The following is a 17,181-nucleotide window of genomic DNA, read 5'->3' on the forward strand; positions in this document are numbered from 1 at the left end:
GGGGGACCGGCTGGGCTGGCCCGCGTTCAGCGGGGCAAGACCGGACGAGGGGCTCAAGGTCACCCCACCATCTCGGGCTGGGCCAGCCACTCGCGGCCCTTCAGCATGCCGTCCCAGTACAGCGGCGGCAGGATGCGCTCCTTCAGGTACCAGGCCAGCCGCGAGGGCCGCGTGCCGTCGATGAACCAGCGCGGGAAGCTGGGCGCCAGCTTCCCGCCGTAGCCGAACTCGGCCAGCACGATCTTGCCGCGCGCCACCGTCAGCGGGCAGGAGCCGTAGCCGTCGTAGCGAGCCTCGCCCTTGGCCGCACCGCGCGCGGCGAGCACGTTGTGGGCCACCACGGGCGCCTGCTTGCGCGCCGCGGCGGCCGTCTTGGCGTTGGCGGTGTTGGCCGCGTCGCCCAGCGCGAAGACGTTGGCATGGGCTTTGTGGCGCAGCGTGGCCGGGTCCACGTCCACCCAGCCGGCCGCATCGGCCAGCGGGCTGACGCGGATGAAGTCCGGCGCCTTTTGCGGCGGCACGACGTGGATCATGTCGAACTCGCGCACGACCTGGGTCTTGCTGCCGTCGGCATGGGTCTGGCTGAAGAAGGCCTGGCGCGCCGGGCCGTCTATGCCGGTCAGCGTCTGGCCGAAGTTCAGGTGGATGCCGTAGGCCTGGACGTATTCCATCAGCGCCGGCACATAGTCGGCCACGCCGAAGAGCACGGCGCCGGCATTGCTGAACTGGATGTCCACGCCCTCCAGAACGCCGGCGCGGCGCCACTGGTCGGCCGACAGATACATGGCCTTCTGCGGTGCACCGGCGCATTTGATGGGCATGGGCGGCTGCGTGAACACGGCGCGGCCGCCGCGCAGGCCGCGCACCAGTTGCCAGGTGTAGGGCGCCAGGTCGTAGCGGTAGTTGGACGTGACGCCGTTGCGGCCCAGCGTGTCCACCAGGCCCTCGATGCCGTGCCAGTCCAGCTTGAGGCCGGGGCAGACGACGAGCTGCCGGTACTTGACGACCCGGCAGCCGTCGAGGATGACGGCATCGCGCTCCGGCTCGAAGGCGGCGACGGCGGCCTTGAGCCAGTGCACGCCGCGCGGCAGCACGGCGGCCATCGTGCGGGCTGTGGTGGCGGCGTCGAACACGCCGCCGCCCACCAGGGTCCAGCCGGGCTGGTAGTAGTGGACGTCGGCGGGGTCGATGATGGCGATGTCCAGCCCCGGCTGGCGTGCCAGCAGGCTGGAGGCCACCGCGATGCCGGCCGCGCCGCCGCCGACGATGACGACCTCGTGGCTGGCGTCGGCCACCTCGACGGGCGTCCTGCCGCCATTGGCGAGGCGGCGCACCAGGCCCTTGAGGTCGTAGCCGGCGCGGGCGGCGCGCTCGATGATCTGCGGCAGCGGCAGCGTGCCGGCCTGGGACAGGGCCCACATCGTCGTCGAACGCATGCCGGTGCGGCAGAAGGCCAGCACGGGCTTGGGGCATTCGGCCATCAGCGCGCCGAACTGGCGGCCCTGTTCGTCGCTGACCTTGCCCGACTCGGCCGGCAGGTAATGCATCGTCAGGCCCAGGCCGCGGGCGCCGGCCTCGAGCTCGGCGAACACCGGCTGGTCGTTGCCCTCGCCGTCGGGGCGGTTGCAGATCAGCGAGCGAAAGCCCGCGCGGGCGATCTCGTGCAGATCGGCCGCATGCACCTGCGCGGCCACGGCCAGCTCGGGCACCAGGGTCTTGTAGTCCATGGGCTTGTCTCCTTGTGTTGGTGTATTGGCCAGCGAGTCATCCATCCATGCCGCGTTCGCGGCACCGCTGCGCACGCAACCGGGGTAGTACGGGCCGAGCGCCGGGCCGCCCCAAGCCGGCCCACGGGGCGATGTGTTCACGGCTCAATGCCGCGAACATCGCCGTCCCCGCGGGGGACCGGCCGGGCTTGCCCGCGTTCAGCGGGGCAAGACCGGACGAGGGGCTCACTTTCAAACCGCGTTGAGCGGAATCTTCAGATAGCGCACGCCGTTGTCCTCGGCCGCCGGCAGCTCGCCGCCGCGCATATTGACCTGCACCGAGGGCAGGATCAGCGTGGGCATGCCCAGCGTCGCGTCGCGCACGTTACGCATCGCGACGAAGGCGTCCTCGCTGATGCCGTCGCGCACATGCACGTTGTGCGCGCGCTCGTCGGCCACGGTGCTGACGAACTGCAACTCGCGGCCGCCGGGCTGGTAGTCGTGGCACATGTAGAGGCGCGTCTGCAGCGGCAGGCTCAGCACCTTGTTGATCGAGCGGTACAGCGTGCGCGCGTCGCCGCCGGGGAAGTCACAGCGCGCCGTGCCGTAGTCGGGCATGAAGAGGGTGTCGCCGACGAAGGCGGCCATGTCCGCATCGGCGCCCTCCCCGGCCGTGACGACATAGGTCATGCAGGCCGGCGTATGGCCCGGCGTGTGCAGCGTGCGGGCCTGCAGGCCGCCGATGGCGAAGGCCTCGTCATCCTGGAAGAGGTGGTCGAACTGGCGGCCGTCGCGGGCGAAGTCGGGGCCGGCATTGAACAGCGTGCCGAAGACCTTCTGCACCGTCGTGATGTGCTGGCCTATGCCCAATTTCCCGCCCAGGGCCTGGCGCAGATGCGGTGCGGCCGAGAGGTGGTCGGCATGGACATGGGTTTCGAGAATCCACTGCACCCGGGCACCGAGCTCGCGCACGCGGGCGATCAACCGGTCTGCGCCGGCCGTCGTCGTGCGGCCCGACTTGGGGTCGTAGTCCAGCACGCTGTCGATGATGGCGCACTGCAGCGTGCTGCGGTCCAGCACGAGATAGCTGACGGTCCAGGTCGCCGGGTCGAAGAAGCCCTCGACCTGCAGCCGCGATTGCCGCCCCATGACGGTCTCCCGGGCCACGCCGTTCAGCGCCGGCAGGTATTGATGCCGAGCACCGAGTACAGCGGGCACAGGCCCACGGCACCGGTCAGCAGCGGCACGACACCGATCCAGCCCCACACGCCCACGGTGCCGGTGGCGGCCAGCGCCACCAGGGTCAGGCCGACGACGACGCGCAGGCCGCGATCCAGGGTTCCTTCGTTCACTTTCATGGCGCTCTCCTGTTGGCACCGCAGCCCCTTGCCGGCGGCATGGCAGTTGCTGGTGCCTGCCAGCTTCCATGATCAAAAGCCATGCCAGCCCGCCCGGCCGTCGCCGGCCCGCGCCAAGTCCTTGATGTAAATGGAAATCCACAAAGACCTGGTGGGACTACGCTGCCACGAACCGCCCTTCCGTCAACTGCCATCTGGCAGAAAAACTGCCAACCAACTGCCACATGACAGAAGATGGCAGCCCAGCCGGAGCCCACCGCCACCATGCCGCCCGCCACCGCCGACAGCCCCCAGGTCCAGGCCCTCGTCTCCTACCTGGAGCACGAGGCCCAGCCGATGATCGTGCTGGACCCGGACTACAACATCCTGGCCGCCAACACCGCCTACCAGCGCCAGTTCGGCACCGCGGACCGGCCCTATCTGGGCCACAAGTGCTACCGCGTGTCCCACCACTACGACCTGCCCTGCGACCAGGCCGGCGAGCACTGCCCGATGAAGCGCGCCTTCGAGCTCAAGGGGCCGGACCGCGTGCTGCACATCCATCACACGCCGCGCGGGCCCGAGCATGTGGACGTCGAGCTGCGCCCCATCCTCGACGGCGAGCACCGCGTGGTGGCCTATGTGGAGCGGCTGACGACGGTCAGGCATGCGTCGGCACGCCCCCGCCAGGCGGGCCTGGTCGGCCGCTCGGCCGCGTTCAACGCCGCGCTGGAGGCCGTGCAGCGCGTGGCGCGCTCGCAGCTGCCGGTGCTGCTGCTGGGCGAATCCGGCACCGGCAAGGAGCTGTTCGCGCGCGCCGTGCACGAGGCCAGCGACCGGCACGACGGCCCCTTCGTCGTCGTCGACTGCTCGGGCCTGCCCGAGACCCTGTTCGAGAGCGAGCTCTTCGGCCACGAGCGGGGGGCCTTCACCGGCGCCCAGCACCGCAAGCAGGGCCTGGTGGAGACGGCCGCCGGCGGCACCCTCTTCCTCGACGAGATCGGCGACGTGCCGCTGGGCATGCAGGTCAAGCTGCTGCGGCTGATCGAGTCCGGCACCTTCCGGCGGGTCGGCGCCACCGAGACGCAGCAGGCCGACTTCCGCCTCGTCGCGGCCACGCACAAGCCGCTGCTGCAGATGGTGGCCGAGGGCAGCTTCCGCCAGGACCTCTACTACCGCATCGCCGCCTTCCCCATCCATCTGCCGCCGCTGCGCGACCGATCTGCGGACATCCCGATGCTGGTCGACTCCTTCCTGCAGCGCGGCGCCCGGACCGGCCAGCGCATCGCCGTGCAGGCCGCGGCCATGGCCCGGCTGCAGGCCTACGACTGGCCCGGCAATATCCGCGAGCTGCGCAATGTGCTGGACCGGGCCCGGTTGTTCGCCGACGACGGCGTCGTGCGCCCCGAGCACCTGCCGGACTGGCTGAACGCCGCGGCACGCCCCGACGCGGCCACACCGGCACCGGCCCCGGGCGACGCCGAACTGCGCCGCCTGCTGGCCGACGGGCGGCTGAGCCGCCGCGAGATGGCGGCCCGGCTCGGCCTGAGCGAGCGCACCCTGTACCGCCGGCTCAAGACTCTCGGCCTGGGTTGACCGGCCGCAGGCAAGGGTTCTCACCAGTCCTTCAAAAATCCGTCGTCGTTAATATAACGATCAACTGATGTTTTGACTTGGCATCGGGTGCGCGCCCCGGCGCGATCCCTCAACCCACGTGGAGCTGCCGTGAGCCAATCTCCCCCGCCGTCAGGCCGCCTGCGCAAGGCGCCGGAGAGCTTCCTGACGCAGGACGCCATCCGCACCGTGTTCTCCGAGGCCAGCCAGGGCCGCCGCGACTTCGTCCGCCAGGCCTTCGCCGCCGCGCTGACCGGCGGGGCGGCCGGTGCCGCCGTTGCGCAGACCGCTGCCGACGGCGACCCCAACATCCTGAATCTGCCCGAGCACAGCAAGGGCCTGGGCCAGCCGGTCGCCGCCGAGGGCTATGGCAAGCCGTCCAAGTTCGAGACCAATGTGCAGCGCCGCCCCAGCCCCGGCCTCACGCAGACGGCGCAGGCCTCGGTGTCCTTCGCGCCGCTGCAATCGCTGTTCGGCATCGTCACGCCCAGCGGCCTGCACTTCGAGCGCCACCACCAGGGCTGGTGGGACATCGACCCCTCCAAGCACCGGCTGATGGTGAACGGCAGCGACGCCGCGCTGCTGAAGCGGCCGCTGGTGTTCACGATGGACGAGCTGATGCGCCTGCCCAGCGTCAGCCGTTTCCACTTCATCGAGTGCGGCGCCAACACCGGCATGGAGTGGGGCAATGTGGCCGTGCCGACCTGCCAGTACACCCACGGCATGCTGAGCTGCAGCGAGTTCACCGGCGTGCCGCTGCGCGTGCTGTTCGACCTCTGCGGCGTGGACTACAAGCGCGCCCGCTATGTGCTGGCCGAGGGCGCCGACGGTTCCAGCATGACGCGCACCGTGCCGATGGAGCTGGTGGAGAGCGGCGAGGTCTTCGTCGCCTACGGCCAGAACGGCGAGATGCTGCGCCCCGAGCAGGGCTACCCGCTGCGCCTGGTGGTGCCGGGCGTGCAGGGCGTCAGCTGGGTCAAATACCTGCGCCGCCTGGAGGTGGGCGACCAGCCCTATGGCACCAAGGACGAAACCATCCACTACATCGACCTGATGCCCGGCGGCCTGCACCGCCAGTACACCAGCACGCAGGAGTGCAAGAGCGTCGTCACGACGCCCTCCGGCGGCCAGGTGCTGCTCGACAAGGGCTACTACCAGATCAGCGGCCTGGCCTGGTCCGGCCGCGGCAAGGTCAGGCGCGTGGACCTGACGACCGACGGCGGCCGCAACTGGCGCACGGCGCGGCTGCAGGACCCGGTGATGAGCAAATGCCTGACCCGCTTCACGCTGGACTGGCAGTGGGACGGCAAGCCCGCCATCATCCAGAGCCGCGCGACGGACGAGACCGGCTATGTGCAGCCCGGCACCCGCCAGCTGCGCGCCGTGCGCGGCACGCGCTCCATCTATCACAACAACGCCATCCAGTCCTGGCTGGTCGAGGAGAGCGGGGAGGTGCGCAATGTCCAGCTCGCCTAAGGCAGTTAAAGCCGCCGCCGCGCTCCTGGCGCTGGCCGCGCTCGGCATGGCCGCGGCCCAGCCCCCCTACCCCGGCATCGGCCGCACGGCCACGCCGGCCGAGCTGAAGGCCTGGGATATCGACGTGCGCCCCGACTTCAAGGGCCTGCCCAAGGGCGCCGGCCCGGTCAGCCAGGGCCAGGACGTCTGGGAGGCGCGCTGCGCGGCCTGCCACGGCACCTTCGGCGAGAGCAACGAGGTGTTCTCGCCGCTGGTGGGCGGCACCACGGCCGAGGACATCAAGACCGGCCGCGTCGCGCGGCTGAACGACAGGACCTTCCCCGGCCGCACGACGCTGATGAAGGTGTCCACCGTGTCCACGCTGTGGGACTACATCAACCGCGCCATGCCCTGGAACGCGCCCAAGTCGCTGAAGACCGACGAGGTCTACGCGGTGACGGCCTATCTGCTGAACCTGGGCGGCATCGTGCCGGACGACTTCACGCTGAGCGACGCCAACATCGCCGACGTACAAAAACGCCTGCCCAACCGCAATGGCGTGACCACGGCGCATGCGATGTGGCCGGGCAAGGGCATGGGCAAGGCCGGCGACTTCGACGTGAAGGCCAAGGCCTGCATGCACGATTGCGAGGCCGAGCCCAAGGTCGCCTCGCTGCTGCCCGACTTCGCCCGCAACAACAACGGCAACCTGGCCGCGCAGCAGCGCCTCGTCGGCCCGCAGCGCGGCGTCGACACGACGCGCCCGCCCGGCACGCCGGCGGCCGCGCCGGCCCAAGCCGCTGCAGCGCCCCCGCCGAGCGCCGCCGCGGCGACGCTGGCCCTCGTGAAGAAGCACTCGTGCACGGCCTGCCATGGCATGGAGCAGAAGCTGGTCGGCCCCGGCTTCGCCCAGGTCGCGGCCAAGTACGGCACGGGCGCCGATGCCGAGGCCTATCTCGCCGCCAAGATCAAGAGCGGCGGCCAGGGCCAGTGGGGCGCCATCCCCATGCCGGCCCAGGCCCTGCCCGAGGCCGACCTGAAGGCCATTGCGGCCTGGCTGGCCGCCGGTGCCGCGAGCCGCTGATGCCCCCAGGATTGCCCCCATGCGCCCCCAAGGCCATGCACCTAACGTCCCAGACCCAGAGGAGACCCTCATGCTGACCCGTCGAAACGCCCTGGCCCGCTCGGCCCAAGTCGCCCTGCTGCTGGCCGGCCTGGGCGCCCTGCCCCGTGCCGCGCTGGCCGCCTACTCCACGGCCGCCTTCGAGGCCAAGACCATCCCCGAGCTGATGAAGGCCCTGGGCGCCGGCACGCCCGTGGAGAGCAAGGACATCACCCTCACCGCGCCCGACATCGCCGAGAACGGCGCCGTCGTGCCGGTGGGCGTGTCCACCGCGCTGCCCGGCGTCAAGCGCCTGCTGCTGCTCGTCGAGAAGAACCCCAGCGTGCTGTCGGCCGCCTTCGACGTGAACGAGTTCGTCGAGCCCGCCTTCAAGACGCGCGTGAAGATGGGCCAGACGTCCAATGTGCTGGCCGTGGCGCTGATGGCCGATGGCCGCGTGCTCTACGCCCAGAAGGAAGTCAAGGTCACGCTGGGCGGCTGTGGAGGCTGAGATGGAGCCCGCGGCCCGGCGCTCGGCCCGGAATACCGGGTTCATACGACGCAACTGAAGTTCAACTGAACAGGAGAAACACATGCCAGATCCCATGCGCATCCGGGCCCAGTCGGCCGGCGACAAGACCACCGTCAAGGTGCTGATGAGCCACGAGATGGAGACGGGCCAGCGCAAGGACCCTGCCGGCAAGATCATCCCGGCCTGGTTCATCCAGCAGGTCACGGCCATGCTCAACGGCAAGCCCGTGTTCACGGCCGACTGGGGCCCGTCGGTGTCCAAGAACCCCTTCCTGGAGTTCGTCGTGAAGGGCGCCAAGGCCGGCGACAGGATCGCCATCACCTGGCGCGACAGCCGCGGCGAGACCCGCACCGACGAAGCCACGGTCTCCTGACCGCGGCCCATCCGTCCCCGCCACCGCAGGAGGGCCCATGCGCTCACGACTGATTGCCATCGCCGCCATCGCGGCTGCCGCCCCCGGCGTCGCGGCGGCGCAGACGCCACCGCCGAAATCGGCCGCCGACGGCATCGCCGAGTACCGCAAGATGCTCGAGGACGGCAACCCCGCCGAGCTCTTCGAGGCCAAGGGCGAGGAGCTGTGGAAGACGCCGCGCGGCCCGAAGAACGCGAGCCTGGAGGCCTGCGACCTGGGCCTGGGCCCGGGCGTCGTCAAGGGCGCCTGGGTGCAGCTGCCGCGCTGGTTCCGCGACACGAAGCGGGTGCAGGACCTGGAGTCGCGCCTGCTGAGCTGCATGCAGACGCTGCAGGGCTTCGACGCGGCCGAGATCGCCGCCACGCCCTTCGACAAGGGCGAGCAGGCCACGGTCACCGCGCTGTCGGCCTGGGTGGCGTCGCAGTCGCGCGGCATGAAGATGGCGCTGCCGCAGAAGCACCCGCTGGAGAAGCGCGCCTACGAGCTCGGCAAGCGCGCCTTCTTCTACCGCGGCGGGCCGATGGACTTCTCCTGCGCCAGCTGCCACGGCGAGGACGGCAAGCGCATCCGCCTGCAGGACCTGCCCAACTTGACGAAGAACCCCGGCGACGGCATCGGCTTCGCGGCCTGGCCGGCCTACCGCGTCTCCAGCGGCGAGCTGTGGACCATGCAGCGCCGGCTCAACGACTGCTTCCGCCAGCAGCGCTTCCCCTACCCCGGCTTCGCCTCCGATGTGACGGTGGCCCTGGGCGTCTACATGGGCGTGAACGCCCGCGGCGCCGAGTCCATCGCGCCGGCTCTGAAGCGTTGAGGAGAACGAGCATGAAGATCGCACACTTCGCTGCCCTCGCCCTGCTCGCCGCCGGCGCCGCACAGGCGCAAAGGCCCGCCGACCGGCAGGTCGACCTGCAGACCGCCGTGATGATGCGCGCGAGCTTCCGCGACCAGGGCATCGCCAAGGTCGAGCGCCTGAACCAGGACGCGGCCCAGCGGGCCTGCTCCCAGCCCGAGCCGCCGCCGGCGGCCGTCGCGAAGAAGATCCAGGCCCGCGAGGCGGCCGCGATCAAATGGCCCGCCGACGGCCAATTCATCGGCGACTGGAAGGAAGGCGAGAAGCTGGCCCAGAACGGCCGCGGCATGACCTGGAGCGACGCCAGCGCCGCCACCGCCAAGAACGGCGGCAGCTGCTACAACTGCCACCAGATCGACAGGAAGGAAATCTCCTTCGGCACCATAGGCCCCAGCCTCTGGAACTACGGCAAGCTGCGCGGCGTCGCCGACCCGGCCAGCCCGGCCGCGGCGGACATCGTCCGCTACACCTGGGGCAAGCTGTGGAACAGCAAGGCCTACGCCGCCTGCTCCAACATGCCGCGCTTCGGCCACGCCGAGCTGCTGGACGAGCGGCAGCTGCGCGACGTGATGGCCCTGCTGCTGGATCCCAAGTCACCGGTCAACCAGTAGGCGCGCCATGTCCCTGTCCAAGCGCGATTTCCTGCAGGTGCTGTCCTGCGCCGCCGTGGCCGGCCTGCCGCTGGCCCGCGAGGCCGAGGCGGCCACCGACAAGGCCGAAGCGGCGCTCTACGACTTGCCGCCCTTCGGCAACGTCTCGCTGCTGCACATGACCGACTGCCACGCGCAGCTGCAGCCCATCTACTTCCGTGAGCCCAGCGTCAACATCGGCGTCGCCGGCATGCAGGGCCAGTTGCCCCATCTCGTCGGCGAATCGCTGCTGAAGGCCGCCAGCCTGCGCCCCGGCACGGCCGTGGCCCACGCGCTGACGGCGCTGGACTTCGAGACTGCCACGCGCCGCTACGGCCGCGTCGGCGGTTTCGCCCACCTCACCACCCTGGTCAAGCGGCTGAAGGCCAGCCGCCCCGGCGCGCTGCTGCTGGACGGCGGCGACACCTGGCAGGGCTCGGCCACGTCGCTGTGGACGAATGGCCAGGACATGGTGGACGCCTGCAAGCTGCTAGGCGTGGACGTGATGACCGGCCACTGGGAGTTCACCTATGGCATGGAGCGCGTCAAGGAGATCGTCGAGAAGGACTTCGCCGGCCAGGTCGACTTCGTCGCGCAGAACGTGAAGACGGCCGACTTCGGCGACCCCGTCTTCAAGCCCTACACGCTGCGCAGGATCAACGGCGTGACCGTGGCCATCGTCGGCCAGGCCTTCCCCTACACGCCCATCGCCAACCCGCGCTATATGGTGGCGGACTGGGAGTTCGGCATCCAGGACGCCAATATGCAGAAGTTCGTGGACGAGGCCCGCGCGGCCGGCGCCCAGCTCGTCTGCCTGCTGTCGCACAACGGCATGGACGTGGACCTCAAATTGGCCACGCGCGTGCGCGGCATCGACGCCATCTTCGGCGGCCACACCCACGACGGCGTACCCCTGGCCGTGCCGGTGAAGAACGCCGGCGGCACGACGCTGGTGACCAATGCCGGCAGCAACGGCAAGTTCCTCGGCGTGATGGACTTCGACGTCAAGGGCGGCCGCATGGTGGACTTCCGCTACCGGCTGCTGCCGGTGTTCGCCAACCAGCTGCGCCCCGACCCCGACATGCAGGCGCTGATCGCCAGGGTACGCGCGCCGTTCGAGGCGAAGCTGGGCGAGAAGCTCGCCGTCACCGACGGCCTGCTCTACCGCCGCGGCAACTTCAACGGCAGCTGGGACCAGCTGATCTGCGACGCGCTGATGGACGTGCAAGGAGCTGAGATCGCGTTCTCGCCGGGCTTCCGCTGGGGCACCAGCCTGCTGCCCGGCGACACGATCACGCGCGAGCTGCTGATGGACCAGCTCGCCATCACCTACCCCCATGCCACGCTGACCGAGATGAGCGGCGCGACCATCAAGACCGTGCTGGAAGACGTGGCCGACAACCTCTTCAACCCCGACCCCTACTACCAGCAGGGCGGCGACATGGTGCGCGTGGGCGGCCTGAGCTACACGATGCGGCCGGACGAGGCCATGGGCAGCCGCATCACCGACATGCGCCTCAACGGCAAGCCGCTGGACGCCGACAGACGCTACAAGGTGGCCGGCTGGGCGCCGGTGGCCGAGGACGCAAAGAACGCGCCGGGCGTGAAGCCGGTGTGGGAGCATGTCGAGGCTTGGCTGCGCGCCCAGGGCGGCCGCGTGAAGCCACGCACGCTGAACACGCCCAAGCTGGTCGCCATGCAGGGCAACCCTGGTCTGCTGGGCGGCTGAACCGCAAGGAGTCCGCGATGAACCACCTGTTGACGCTTGCCGCACTGACCCTGGCCGCCTCGGCCCAGGCCGCCGACGCACCACCGCTGTTCGGCCTGCAGCAGATGACGCCGGAGACCGCCCTCGTCGCGGCCCAGGCCGCCCTCGCCCACTGCCGCAAGGCCGGCCATCAAGTGGCGGTCGCCGTCGTGGACCGCGGCGGCCTCGTGCAGGTGCTGCTACGCGACCGCTTCGCCGGCGCCCACACGCTCGACATCGCACCTCGCAAGGCCTGGACGGCGGCGAGCTTTCGCATGTCCACCACCGCGCTGGCGGCCGACACCCAGGCCGGCAAGCCCATGAGCGGCATCCGCCAGTCGCAGCAGGTGATGGCGATTGGCGGCGGCCAGGTCATCGAGGCCGCGGGCGCGGTCGTCGGCGCCATCGGCGTGTCGGGCGCGGCCGGCGGCGAGGCCGACGATGCCTGCGCGCTGGCCGGCGTCAAGGCCGCCACGGAACTTATCGAATTGCACGATTGAGGATCCCCCCATGCGCAAGCGCTTCCTGCTCGTCCTGTTCACGCTGCTGCTCGCCACGCCACTGGCCTGGGCCGGCGACCTCGTCGTCTACCACTTCGACAACGCGGCCGCGCAGGGGCTCAAGGGCCTGCGCAACATCCGCAACCACCTCGACGTGGACCCGTCCGCCCAGATCACCGTCGTCACGCACGCCGATGGCGTGGACATGCTGATGGAGGGCGCCAAGGCGCCCGGCGGCGTCGAGTTCGGGCCGCTGGTGTCGGCCCTGAAGGCCCGCGGCGTGCGCTTCGAGGTCTGCGAGATCACGCTGAAGAACCGCGGCCTGAAGAAGGAGCAGTTCATGCTGGAAGCCGACTACACGCCCTCGGGCGTCGTGCGCCTCGTGAAGCTGCAGAAAGAGGGCTACGCCTACATCAAGCCATAGCTCGGCCACCTGCCCAGGATGTCGTTTCTCGAACCCCTCATCGACCGCCTCGGCGAACCGGCTACGCTGGCCCTGGGCGCCGCGCTGATCGGCGTGCTGTTCGGCTTCTTCACGCAGCGCTCGCGCTTCTGCCTGCGCGCGGCCGTCATCGAGTTCGCCCGAGACCAGCGCACCGGCGGCCGGCTGACGGTCTGGCTGTTCGCCTTCGCCACGGCCGTCGGCGCGACCCAGACCCTGGCGATGCTGGGCTGGTTCGACGCCGGCAACGCGCGCCAGATCGCCGCGCGCGGCAGCCTCTCCGGCGCGGCGGTCGGCGGCGCGTTGTTCGGCATGGGCATGATCCTCGCGCGCGGCTGCTCCAGCCGCATGCTGGTGCTGGCGGCCCAGGGCAATCTGCGTGCGCTGCTGTCGGGGCTGGTGTTCGCGGTCGCGGCGCAGTCGGCGCTGACCGGCGCGCTTTCGCCGCTGCGGCTGGCCATCTCCGAGTGGTGGACCATCGACGGCGGCGGCGCCCGCGACCTGCTGGCCCGCACCGGCATGGGCCATGGCGGCGCACTGCTGTTCGCGGCCCTGTGGTTCGCCGCCGCGGTGTTCTGGGCGCGGCGCCAACGCGTGGGCGCCTGGGGCTGGGGCGGCGCCATCGGCGTGGGCCTCACGGTGGCGGCGGGCTGGTGGTTCACCTACGCCGTCTCCAGGCTGGCCTTCGACCCCCACCCCATCCAGTCGCTGAGCTTCACCGGCCCCTCGGCCGAGGTGCTGAGTCGTGTCCTCTTCGTCAGCGACAAGCCGCTCAGCTTCGACGTGGGCCTGATCCCGGGTGTCTTTCTCGGCGCCTTCCTCGCCGCGGCGCTGTCCGGCGAGCTCAGGCTGGAAGGCTTCCAGGGCGGCGCCAGCATGCGCCGCTACATCGTCGGCGCGGTCTGCATGGGCTTCGGCGGCATGCTGGCCGGCGGCTGCGCCGTCGGCGCCGGCCTGTCGGGCGCAGCGGTGTTCACGGCCACGTCCTGGGTCACGCTGGCCGGTATCTGGGCCGCCGCCGCGCTGACCGACCGGCTTGTCGACCAGGGCGACACGCCGCCGGCCACGAACGAGGCTGGTGGCCGGCCCTGAAGAGCGCATTCCGGGCCGAGCGCCGGCCCGCCCTGGCGATGTGCTTGCGGCTCGGTGCCGCAAGCATCGCCGCCCCCTCGGGGGGCGGCCCAGCGTACCCGCTGGGCCGGGGGCCTCATCCCAAGCGCCACTCCTGATAGCGCAGCGCCAGCCAGGCGCCGACCACCATCGCAGCCAGCGCGATGAAGCTGCCCAGCGACAGCGTCGACACACCCGTGACGCCCTGGCCGATGCTGCAGCCCATCGCGACGATGCCGCCCACGCCCATGCAGGCCGCGCCCACGAGGTGCAGGCCCAGGTCGCCCACATTGCCGAAGCCCTCCCAGCGGAAGCTGCCTTCGCGCCAGGCCATCAGCGCCGCGCCGACGACGATACCGGCCACGCTGGCGATGCCCAGCGTCAGCGTCTTGGACTGGTCGCTGAACAGCAGCAGCCAGTCCAGCGCATAGGCCACCGGAGCGATCGTGCTCAGCGACTCCATGTGGCGCGAGTTCGTCGCCAGATAGACCGGCTCCAGCGTGCGCGGGTCCTCGGGCAGGAAGCCCAGATGGCCCGACACCCACCACAGCGCGGTGACCAGCGCGCCCACGCCCAGCCCGGCGAGCGCGACCTCCAGCGAGCGCCCCGCGCGCGGCAGCAGCGCCCAGGCCAGCAGCGCCACGGCCACCAGCACGGCCAGGCCCAGGCCCCAGGCCGCCGCGCCGCCCGGCAGCACGGCGGCAACAAGCCCCGGCAGGGCCTGGCCCGCCGGCAGATCGACGAAGACCTTCTCCACCGTGGCCACGCGCAGCACGGCCGTCAGGCCGCGCAGCGTCGCGCCGGCCGCGATGGCCGCCACCGCCAGCACCACCAGCGACTTCAGGCTGCCGCCGCCCAGGCGCACGAGGTTGCGGCTGATGCAGCCCGAGCTCAGCACCATGCCGAAGCCGAACACCAGCCCGCCCAGCGCAGCCGACAGCCAAAGCAGGCGCGGCCCCGCATAGATGCTGGCGGCCGGGTCGAGCTGGCCCAGCGCCACCAGGCCGTTGAAGCCCAGCATCGCGACGGCCACCGCGACCACCCACATGCGCGCGCGCCGCCAGTCGCCCATCGTGTAGACGTCGGAGATCGCACCCATCGTGCAAAAGCGCGTGCGCTGGCACAGCGCGCCGAACAGCACGGCCAGGCCGAACGCGGCGCCGAGCACTTGGTGCGTGAGGGCGGGCAAGCTCGATTCGTCCATGGCGGTCAGCATTCAGCAAGAGTTCCGGGCCCCGCATTCTCCATTCCCTGAGGCACACATCGGCGCTTGCTGATACAGTGATTTTCCTGCTCCACCCCGCCCCGCCGCGATGACTGCCGCTCCCGAGGAAGACCGCGTCTTCGAGTCCGCCGCCGAGCTCTTCAGCGTGCTGGCCACGCCGATCCGGCTCAAGATCATCAGCGCCGTCTGCAACGGCGAGCGCAATGTCTCCGAGCTGCTGGAGCAGATCCAGACCACCCAGCCCAATATGTCCCAGCACCTGTCCACGCTCTACCGCGCCGGTGTGCTGGGCAAGCGCCGCGAGGGCACGCAGATCTACTACCGGCTGCAGAGCGAGAAGGTCGCGATGCTGTGCCGCGCGGTCTGCACCCAGCTCGCCGTGGAGCTCGACGGTGGCGAACCCGTGCCTGCCGAGGAGCGCCTGCTCGTCGGCGGCCAGCGCTGAAGGCCCCATGGCCGGGCTCACGCGCCGCCACTGGTGCCAGGGCATCGGCGGCGCGCTGGCGACGGGCCTGGGCGGCGCAGGCGCGGCCGAGGCACTGAGAAACGTGCCGGCCGTCGGCGCCCCGCTGCTCCTGCCCGATGTGCCGCTGCTCGAAGGCGGCGAGTTCAAGGCGGCCTCGGCCCGGGGCCGCGTCGTCGTCGTGTACTGGTGGGCGAGCTGGTGCCCCTTCTGCGCCCAAGTCACGCCGGCCATCCAGAAGCTCTGGCAGACGCAGCGCGAGCGCGGCCTGCTGGTGCTGGGTCTGTCCATCGACCAGGACCTCGCCGCGGCCAAGGCCTATCGCGCCCGGCGCAGCTATGACTTCCCTTGTGGCTGGGTGACGCCCGCCATCGAGGCCGTGCTGCCCAAGCCCCAGGGCCTGCCGGTCACGGTCGTGCGCGGGCGCGACGGCCGCGTCGCGGCGGCCGAGGTAGGCCAGCTCTTTCCCGAAGACGTCGAAGCACTGGCTCGCTTTCTCTGAGCCCGCGGCTCAGCGCAGCGCGCCGTCCACCCAGGCACTGAGTTGGGCCGCGGACATCGCGCCGCTCTGCCGCGCCACCTCGCGCCCACCGACGAAGAGCAGCGTCGTCGGGATGCTGCGGATTTGCAGCGCGGCGCTGGAACGCGGCGCCGCGTCGCTGTCCACCTTGACGAAGCGCAGCTCCGGCCGCGCGGCGGCGAGTTGCTCGAACTGCGGCGCATAGGAGCGGCAGGGCCCGCACCAGGCGGCCCAGAAGTCCACCAGCACCGGCGCCTCCGTGCCCTGCAGATAGGGCATGAGGTCGGCATCGCCGAGGGCCACGGGCTTGCGCGGCACCACCGGCTGGCCGCAACGGCCGCAATTCGGGTCGTCTGCAAGGCGAGCGTCGGGTACGCGGTTGCGGGTGCCGCAGTGGGGGCAGACGAGCAGCATCAGGGGCTCCAGGATTGGTCTGGCCCTGCATATCGGGCGGCCGCAGCGAACTTAAAGGGCCGGCCATGCGCCCCGCCAGCAGTTCGACCCAGGTCAGTGCTGGCCGCGGGCACGCCGCTCGTCCTCGCGCATATGGCGCAGGAAGTAGCGGACGTAGAAGCCGCCCATGCCGAACATGAAAAGCAGCACCGCCAGGCTCATCAGGCCGACATCGCTGGTAAGCAAACCCTTGAATGCAGACATTTCGTACTCCTCGTTCTGAAACACCATGGCTCGATTCGAGGACGATGCCTCCCACCCGGCATTGACCTGACGCAAGACCCGCCCGGCCGCCGTGGCTAAGCTCCCACGGCCATCAGGTCCTGCGCCCCATGCCCGCTCCATCAACCTCCGCCGGACCGGCGCACGACGCGCTGGACCGCATCGCCGACCTGCTCAAGGTGCTGGGCAACCGGGACCGGCTGCACCTGCTGCTGGCGCTGGCCGGCGAAGAGCTCTGCGTGGGTGAGCTGGAGGCACGGCTGCGGATCCAGCAGCCGACGCTTTCCCAGCAGTTGACCGTGCTGCGCCGCAACGGCCTGGTCGCCACGCGGCGGGCCGGCAGGCGCATCTACTACCGCGCCGGCGAGGGCATGGTGCGCCAGCTGCTGGCCCTGCTGCCGCCGCTCGCGCAAGCCGCGTGAACGAGCCCGTTCAACGGGCGCGGCGCGCCACCCGGGTCCCCTTCAGGAAGCTGCTGCGTTGCGCCGCATCGCGCTCCATCTGTCGGCCGATGTTGCCGCAGACCAGATCGCACAGCGCATAGACCGAGTCGTCGGCAATGCTGTAGTAGACGGCCGAGCCGCGCGCCTCGCGCGCGACCAGGCCCTGCTGCATCAGCACCGACAGATGGCGCGAGATGTTGGCCGACGTGAAGCCACAGGCCTGGGCGATCTCGCCCACGTTGTGCTCGCCGCGCCGCAGCAGGTTGAGGATCTGCAGCCGCGTGGGCTCGGAGAGGGCCTGGAAATAGGCGGCCACCTGTTGGAGGGCTTCGTCGGGCAGGTCCTGCATTGCGGAGGCACATGGGCTGGTGGCGGGGTCCCCATCATGCCCGATCCGCGCTGGATTCACTTGATTGCTC

21 protein-coding genes are annotated in these 17,181 nt (G+C 70.7%); 14 read left to right on the forward strand and 7 right to left on the reverse strand.

What is annotated here, in order from left to right; genetic code table 11:
• Window positions 1–59: 59 nt before the first annotated feature.
• From EV671_RS03935 to EV671_RS03945, 3 genes are all read right to left on the reverse strand, one after another.
• Window positions 60–1,727, reverse strand: a complete 1,668-nt coding sequence (locus EV671_RS03935) for a bifunctional protein tyrosine phosphatase family protein/NAD(P)/FAD-dependent oxidoreductase (protein ID WP_132569987.1) — start codon at window positions 1,725–1,727, stop codon at window positions 60–62.
• Window positions 1,728–1,958: 231 nt separating this feature from the next.
• On the reverse strand, window positions 1,959–2,855 hold the full coding sequence (locus EV671_RS03940) for an MBL fold metallo-hydrolase (protein WP_132569988.1): 897 nt from the start codon (window positions 2,853–2,855) through the stop codon (window positions 1,959–1,961).
• 23 nt (window positions 2,856–2,878) lie between these two features.
• Complete coding sequence (locus EV671_RS03945; protein WP_132569989.1) at window positions 2,879–3,064, reverse strand: YgaP family membrane protein; 186 nt, start codon at window positions 3,062–3,064, stop codon at window positions 2,879–2,881.
• 264 nt (window positions 3,065–3,328) lie between these two features.
• Here EV671_RS03945 and EV671_RS03950 point away from each other — a divergent pair, with 264 nt between their 5' ends.
• The 11 genes from EV671_RS03950 to EV671_RS04000 all read left to right on the forward strand — a co-directional run bounded on the left by EV671_RS03950 (window position 3,329) and on the right by EV671_RS04000 (window position 13,418).
• The gene (locus EV671_RS03950) at window positions 3,329–4,639 is read left to right on the forward strand and encodes a sigma-54 interaction domain-containing protein (protein WP_132570101.1); all 1,311 of its coding nucleotides are present in this window, start codon (window positions 3,329–3,331) and stop codon (window positions 4,637–4,639) included.
• Between the two features lie 129 nt (window positions 4,640–4,768).
• Window positions 4,769–6,133 (forward strand): sulfite dehydrogenase, encoded by a 1,365-nt coding sequence (soxC, locus tag EV671_RS03955; RefSeq protein ID WP_132569990.1) that lies wholly within the window; start codon window positions 4,769–4,771, stop codon window positions 6,131–6,133.
• The gene (locus EV671_RS03960) at window positions 6,117–7,196 is read left to right on the forward strand and encodes a c-type cytochrome (protein WP_132569991.1); all 1,080 of its coding nucleotides are present in this window, start codon (window positions 6,117–6,119) and stop codon (window positions 7,194–7,196) included. The genes soxC and EV671_RS03960 overlap by 17 nt, the downstream gene beginning before the upstream one ends.
• A 70-nt stretch (window positions 7,197–7,266) precedes the next feature.
• The gene (gene soxY / locus EV671_RS03965; RefSeq protein WP_165917462.1) at window positions 7,267–7,725 is read left to right on the forward strand and encodes a thiosulfate oxidation carrier protein SoxY; all 459 of its coding nucleotides are present in this window, start codon (window positions 7,267–7,269) and stop codon (window positions 7,723–7,725) included.
• A gap of 82 nt (window positions 7,726–7,807) precedes the next feature.
• Window positions 7,808–8,119 carry a thiosulfate oxidation carrier complex protein SoxZ gene (soxZ, locus tag EV671_RS03970; RefSeq protein ID WP_207911083.1) on the forward strand — a complete coding sequence of 104 codons (312 nt, stop codon included), beginning with the start codon at window positions 7,808–7,810 and terminating at the stop codon, window positions 8,117–8,119.
• A 37-nt stretch (window positions 8,120–8,156) separates the two neighbouring features.
• The gene (gene soxA / locus EV671_RS03975; protein WP_132569992.1) at window positions 8,157–8,969 is read left to right on the forward strand and encodes a sulfur oxidation c-type cytochrome SoxA; all 813 of its coding nucleotides are present in this window, start codon (window positions 8,157–8,159) and stop codon (window positions 8,967–8,969) included.
• An 11-nt stretch (window positions 8,970–8,980) separates the two neighbouring features.
• Window positions 8,981–9,619 (forward strand): sulfur oxidation c-type cytochrome SoxX, encoded by a 639-nt coding sequence (soxX, locus tag EV671_RS03980; protein WP_132569993.1) that lies wholly within the window; start codon window positions 8,981–8,983, stop codon window positions 9,617–9,619.
• 7 nt (window positions 9,620–9,626) lie between these two features.
• A complete protein-coding gene (gene soxB, locus EV671_RS03985) occupies window positions 9,627–11,366 on the forward strand; it encodes a thiosulfohydrolase SoxB (RefSeq protein ID WP_132569994.1) in 1,740 nt (579 codons plus the stop codon).
• Between the two features lie 17 nt (window positions 11,367–11,383).
• Window positions 11,384–11,884 carry a GlcG/HbpS family heme-binding protein gene (locus tag EV671_RS03990; RefSeq protein ID WP_132569995.1) on the forward strand — a complete coding sequence of 167 codons (501 nt, stop codon included), beginning with the start codon at window positions 11,384–11,386 and terminating at the stop codon, window positions 11,882–11,884.
• 10 nt (window positions 11,885–11,894) lie between these two features.
• Complete coding sequence (locus EV671_RS03995; RefSeq protein ID WP_132569996.1) at window positions 11,895–12,308, forward strand: DsrE family protein; 414 nt, start codon at window positions 11,895–11,897, stop codon at window positions 12,306–12,308.
• Window positions 12,309–12,326: 18 nt separating this feature from the next.
• Complete coding sequence (locus EV671_RS04000; RefSeq protein ID WP_132569997.1) at window positions 12,327–13,418, forward strand: YeeE/YedE family protein; 1,092 nt, start codon at window positions 12,327–12,329, stop codon at window positions 13,416–13,418.
• 115 nt (window positions 13,419–13,533) lie between these two features.
• On the opposite strand, the gene EV671_RS04005 is transcribed toward EV671_RS04000, so the two are convergent.
• Complete coding sequence (locus EV671_RS04005; RefSeq protein ID WP_132569998.1) at window positions 13,534–14,640, reverse strand: YeeE/YedE family protein; 1,107 nt, start codon at window positions 14,638–14,640, stop codon at window positions 13,534–13,536.
• A 109-nt stretch (window positions 14,641–14,749) separates the two neighbouring features.
• Between EV671_RS04005 and EV671_RS04010 the strand changes: the two genes are divergently transcribed.
• Together EV671_RS04010 and EV671_RS04015 are read left to right on the forward strand one after the other, a co-directional pair.
• Window positions 14,750–15,106, forward strand: coding sequence for an ArsR/SmtB family transcription factor (locus tag EV671_RS04010; RefSeq protein ID WP_132569999.1), 357 nt, complete (start codon window positions 14,750–14,752; stop codon window positions 15,104–15,106).
• A 7-nt stretch (window positions 15,107–15,113) separates the two neighbouring features.
• Window positions 15,114–15,626, forward strand: coding sequence for a TlpA family protein disulfide reductase (locus EV671_RS04015; protein WP_132570000.1), 513 nt, complete (start codon window positions 15,114–15,116; stop codon window positions 15,624–15,626).
• Between the two features lie 9 nt (window positions 15,627–15,635).
• Here the strand turns inward: EV671_RS04015 and trxC are convergent, their stop codons facing one another.
• Together trxC and EV671_RS04025 are read right to left on the reverse strand one after the other, a co-directional pair.
• Window positions 15,636–16,058, reverse strand: a complete 423-nt coding sequence (trxC, locus tag EV671_RS04020) for a thioredoxin TrxC (RefSeq protein ID WP_132570001.1) — start codon at window positions 16,056–16,058, stop codon at window positions 15,636–15,638.
• Window positions 16,059–16,151: 93 nt separating this feature from the next.
• On the reverse strand, window positions 16,152–16,301 hold the full coding sequence (locus EV671_RS04025; protein ID WP_132570002.1) for a DUF3149 domain-containing protein: 150 nt from the start codon (window positions 16,299–16,301) through the stop codon (window positions 16,152–16,154).
• 128 nt (window positions 16,302–16,429) lie between these two features.
• Here EV671_RS04025 and EV671_RS04030 point away from each other — a divergent pair, with 128 nt between their 5' ends.
• Complete coding sequence (locus EV671_RS04030) at window positions 16,430–16,741, forward strand: ArsR/SmtB family transcription factor (protein WP_132570003.1); 312 nt, start codon at window positions 16,430–16,432, stop codon at window positions 16,739–16,741.
• Between the two features lie 10 nt (window positions 16,742–16,751).
• Here EV671_RS04030 and EV671_RS04035 read toward each other — a convergent pair whose 3' ends face one another.
• Window positions 16,752–17,111, reverse strand: coding sequence for an ArsR/SmtB family transcription factor (locus EV671_RS04035; RefSeq protein WP_132570004.1), 360 nt, complete (start codon window positions 17,109–17,111; stop codon window positions 16,752–16,754).
• Window positions 17,112–17,181 lie beyond the last annotated feature (70 nt).

This window comes from Roseateles saccharophilus (genome assembly GCF_004342485.1).
Taxonomy (GTDB): Bacteria; Pseudomonadota; Gammaproteobacteria; order Burkholderiales; family Burkholderiaceae_C; genus Pelomonas; species Pelomonas saccharophila.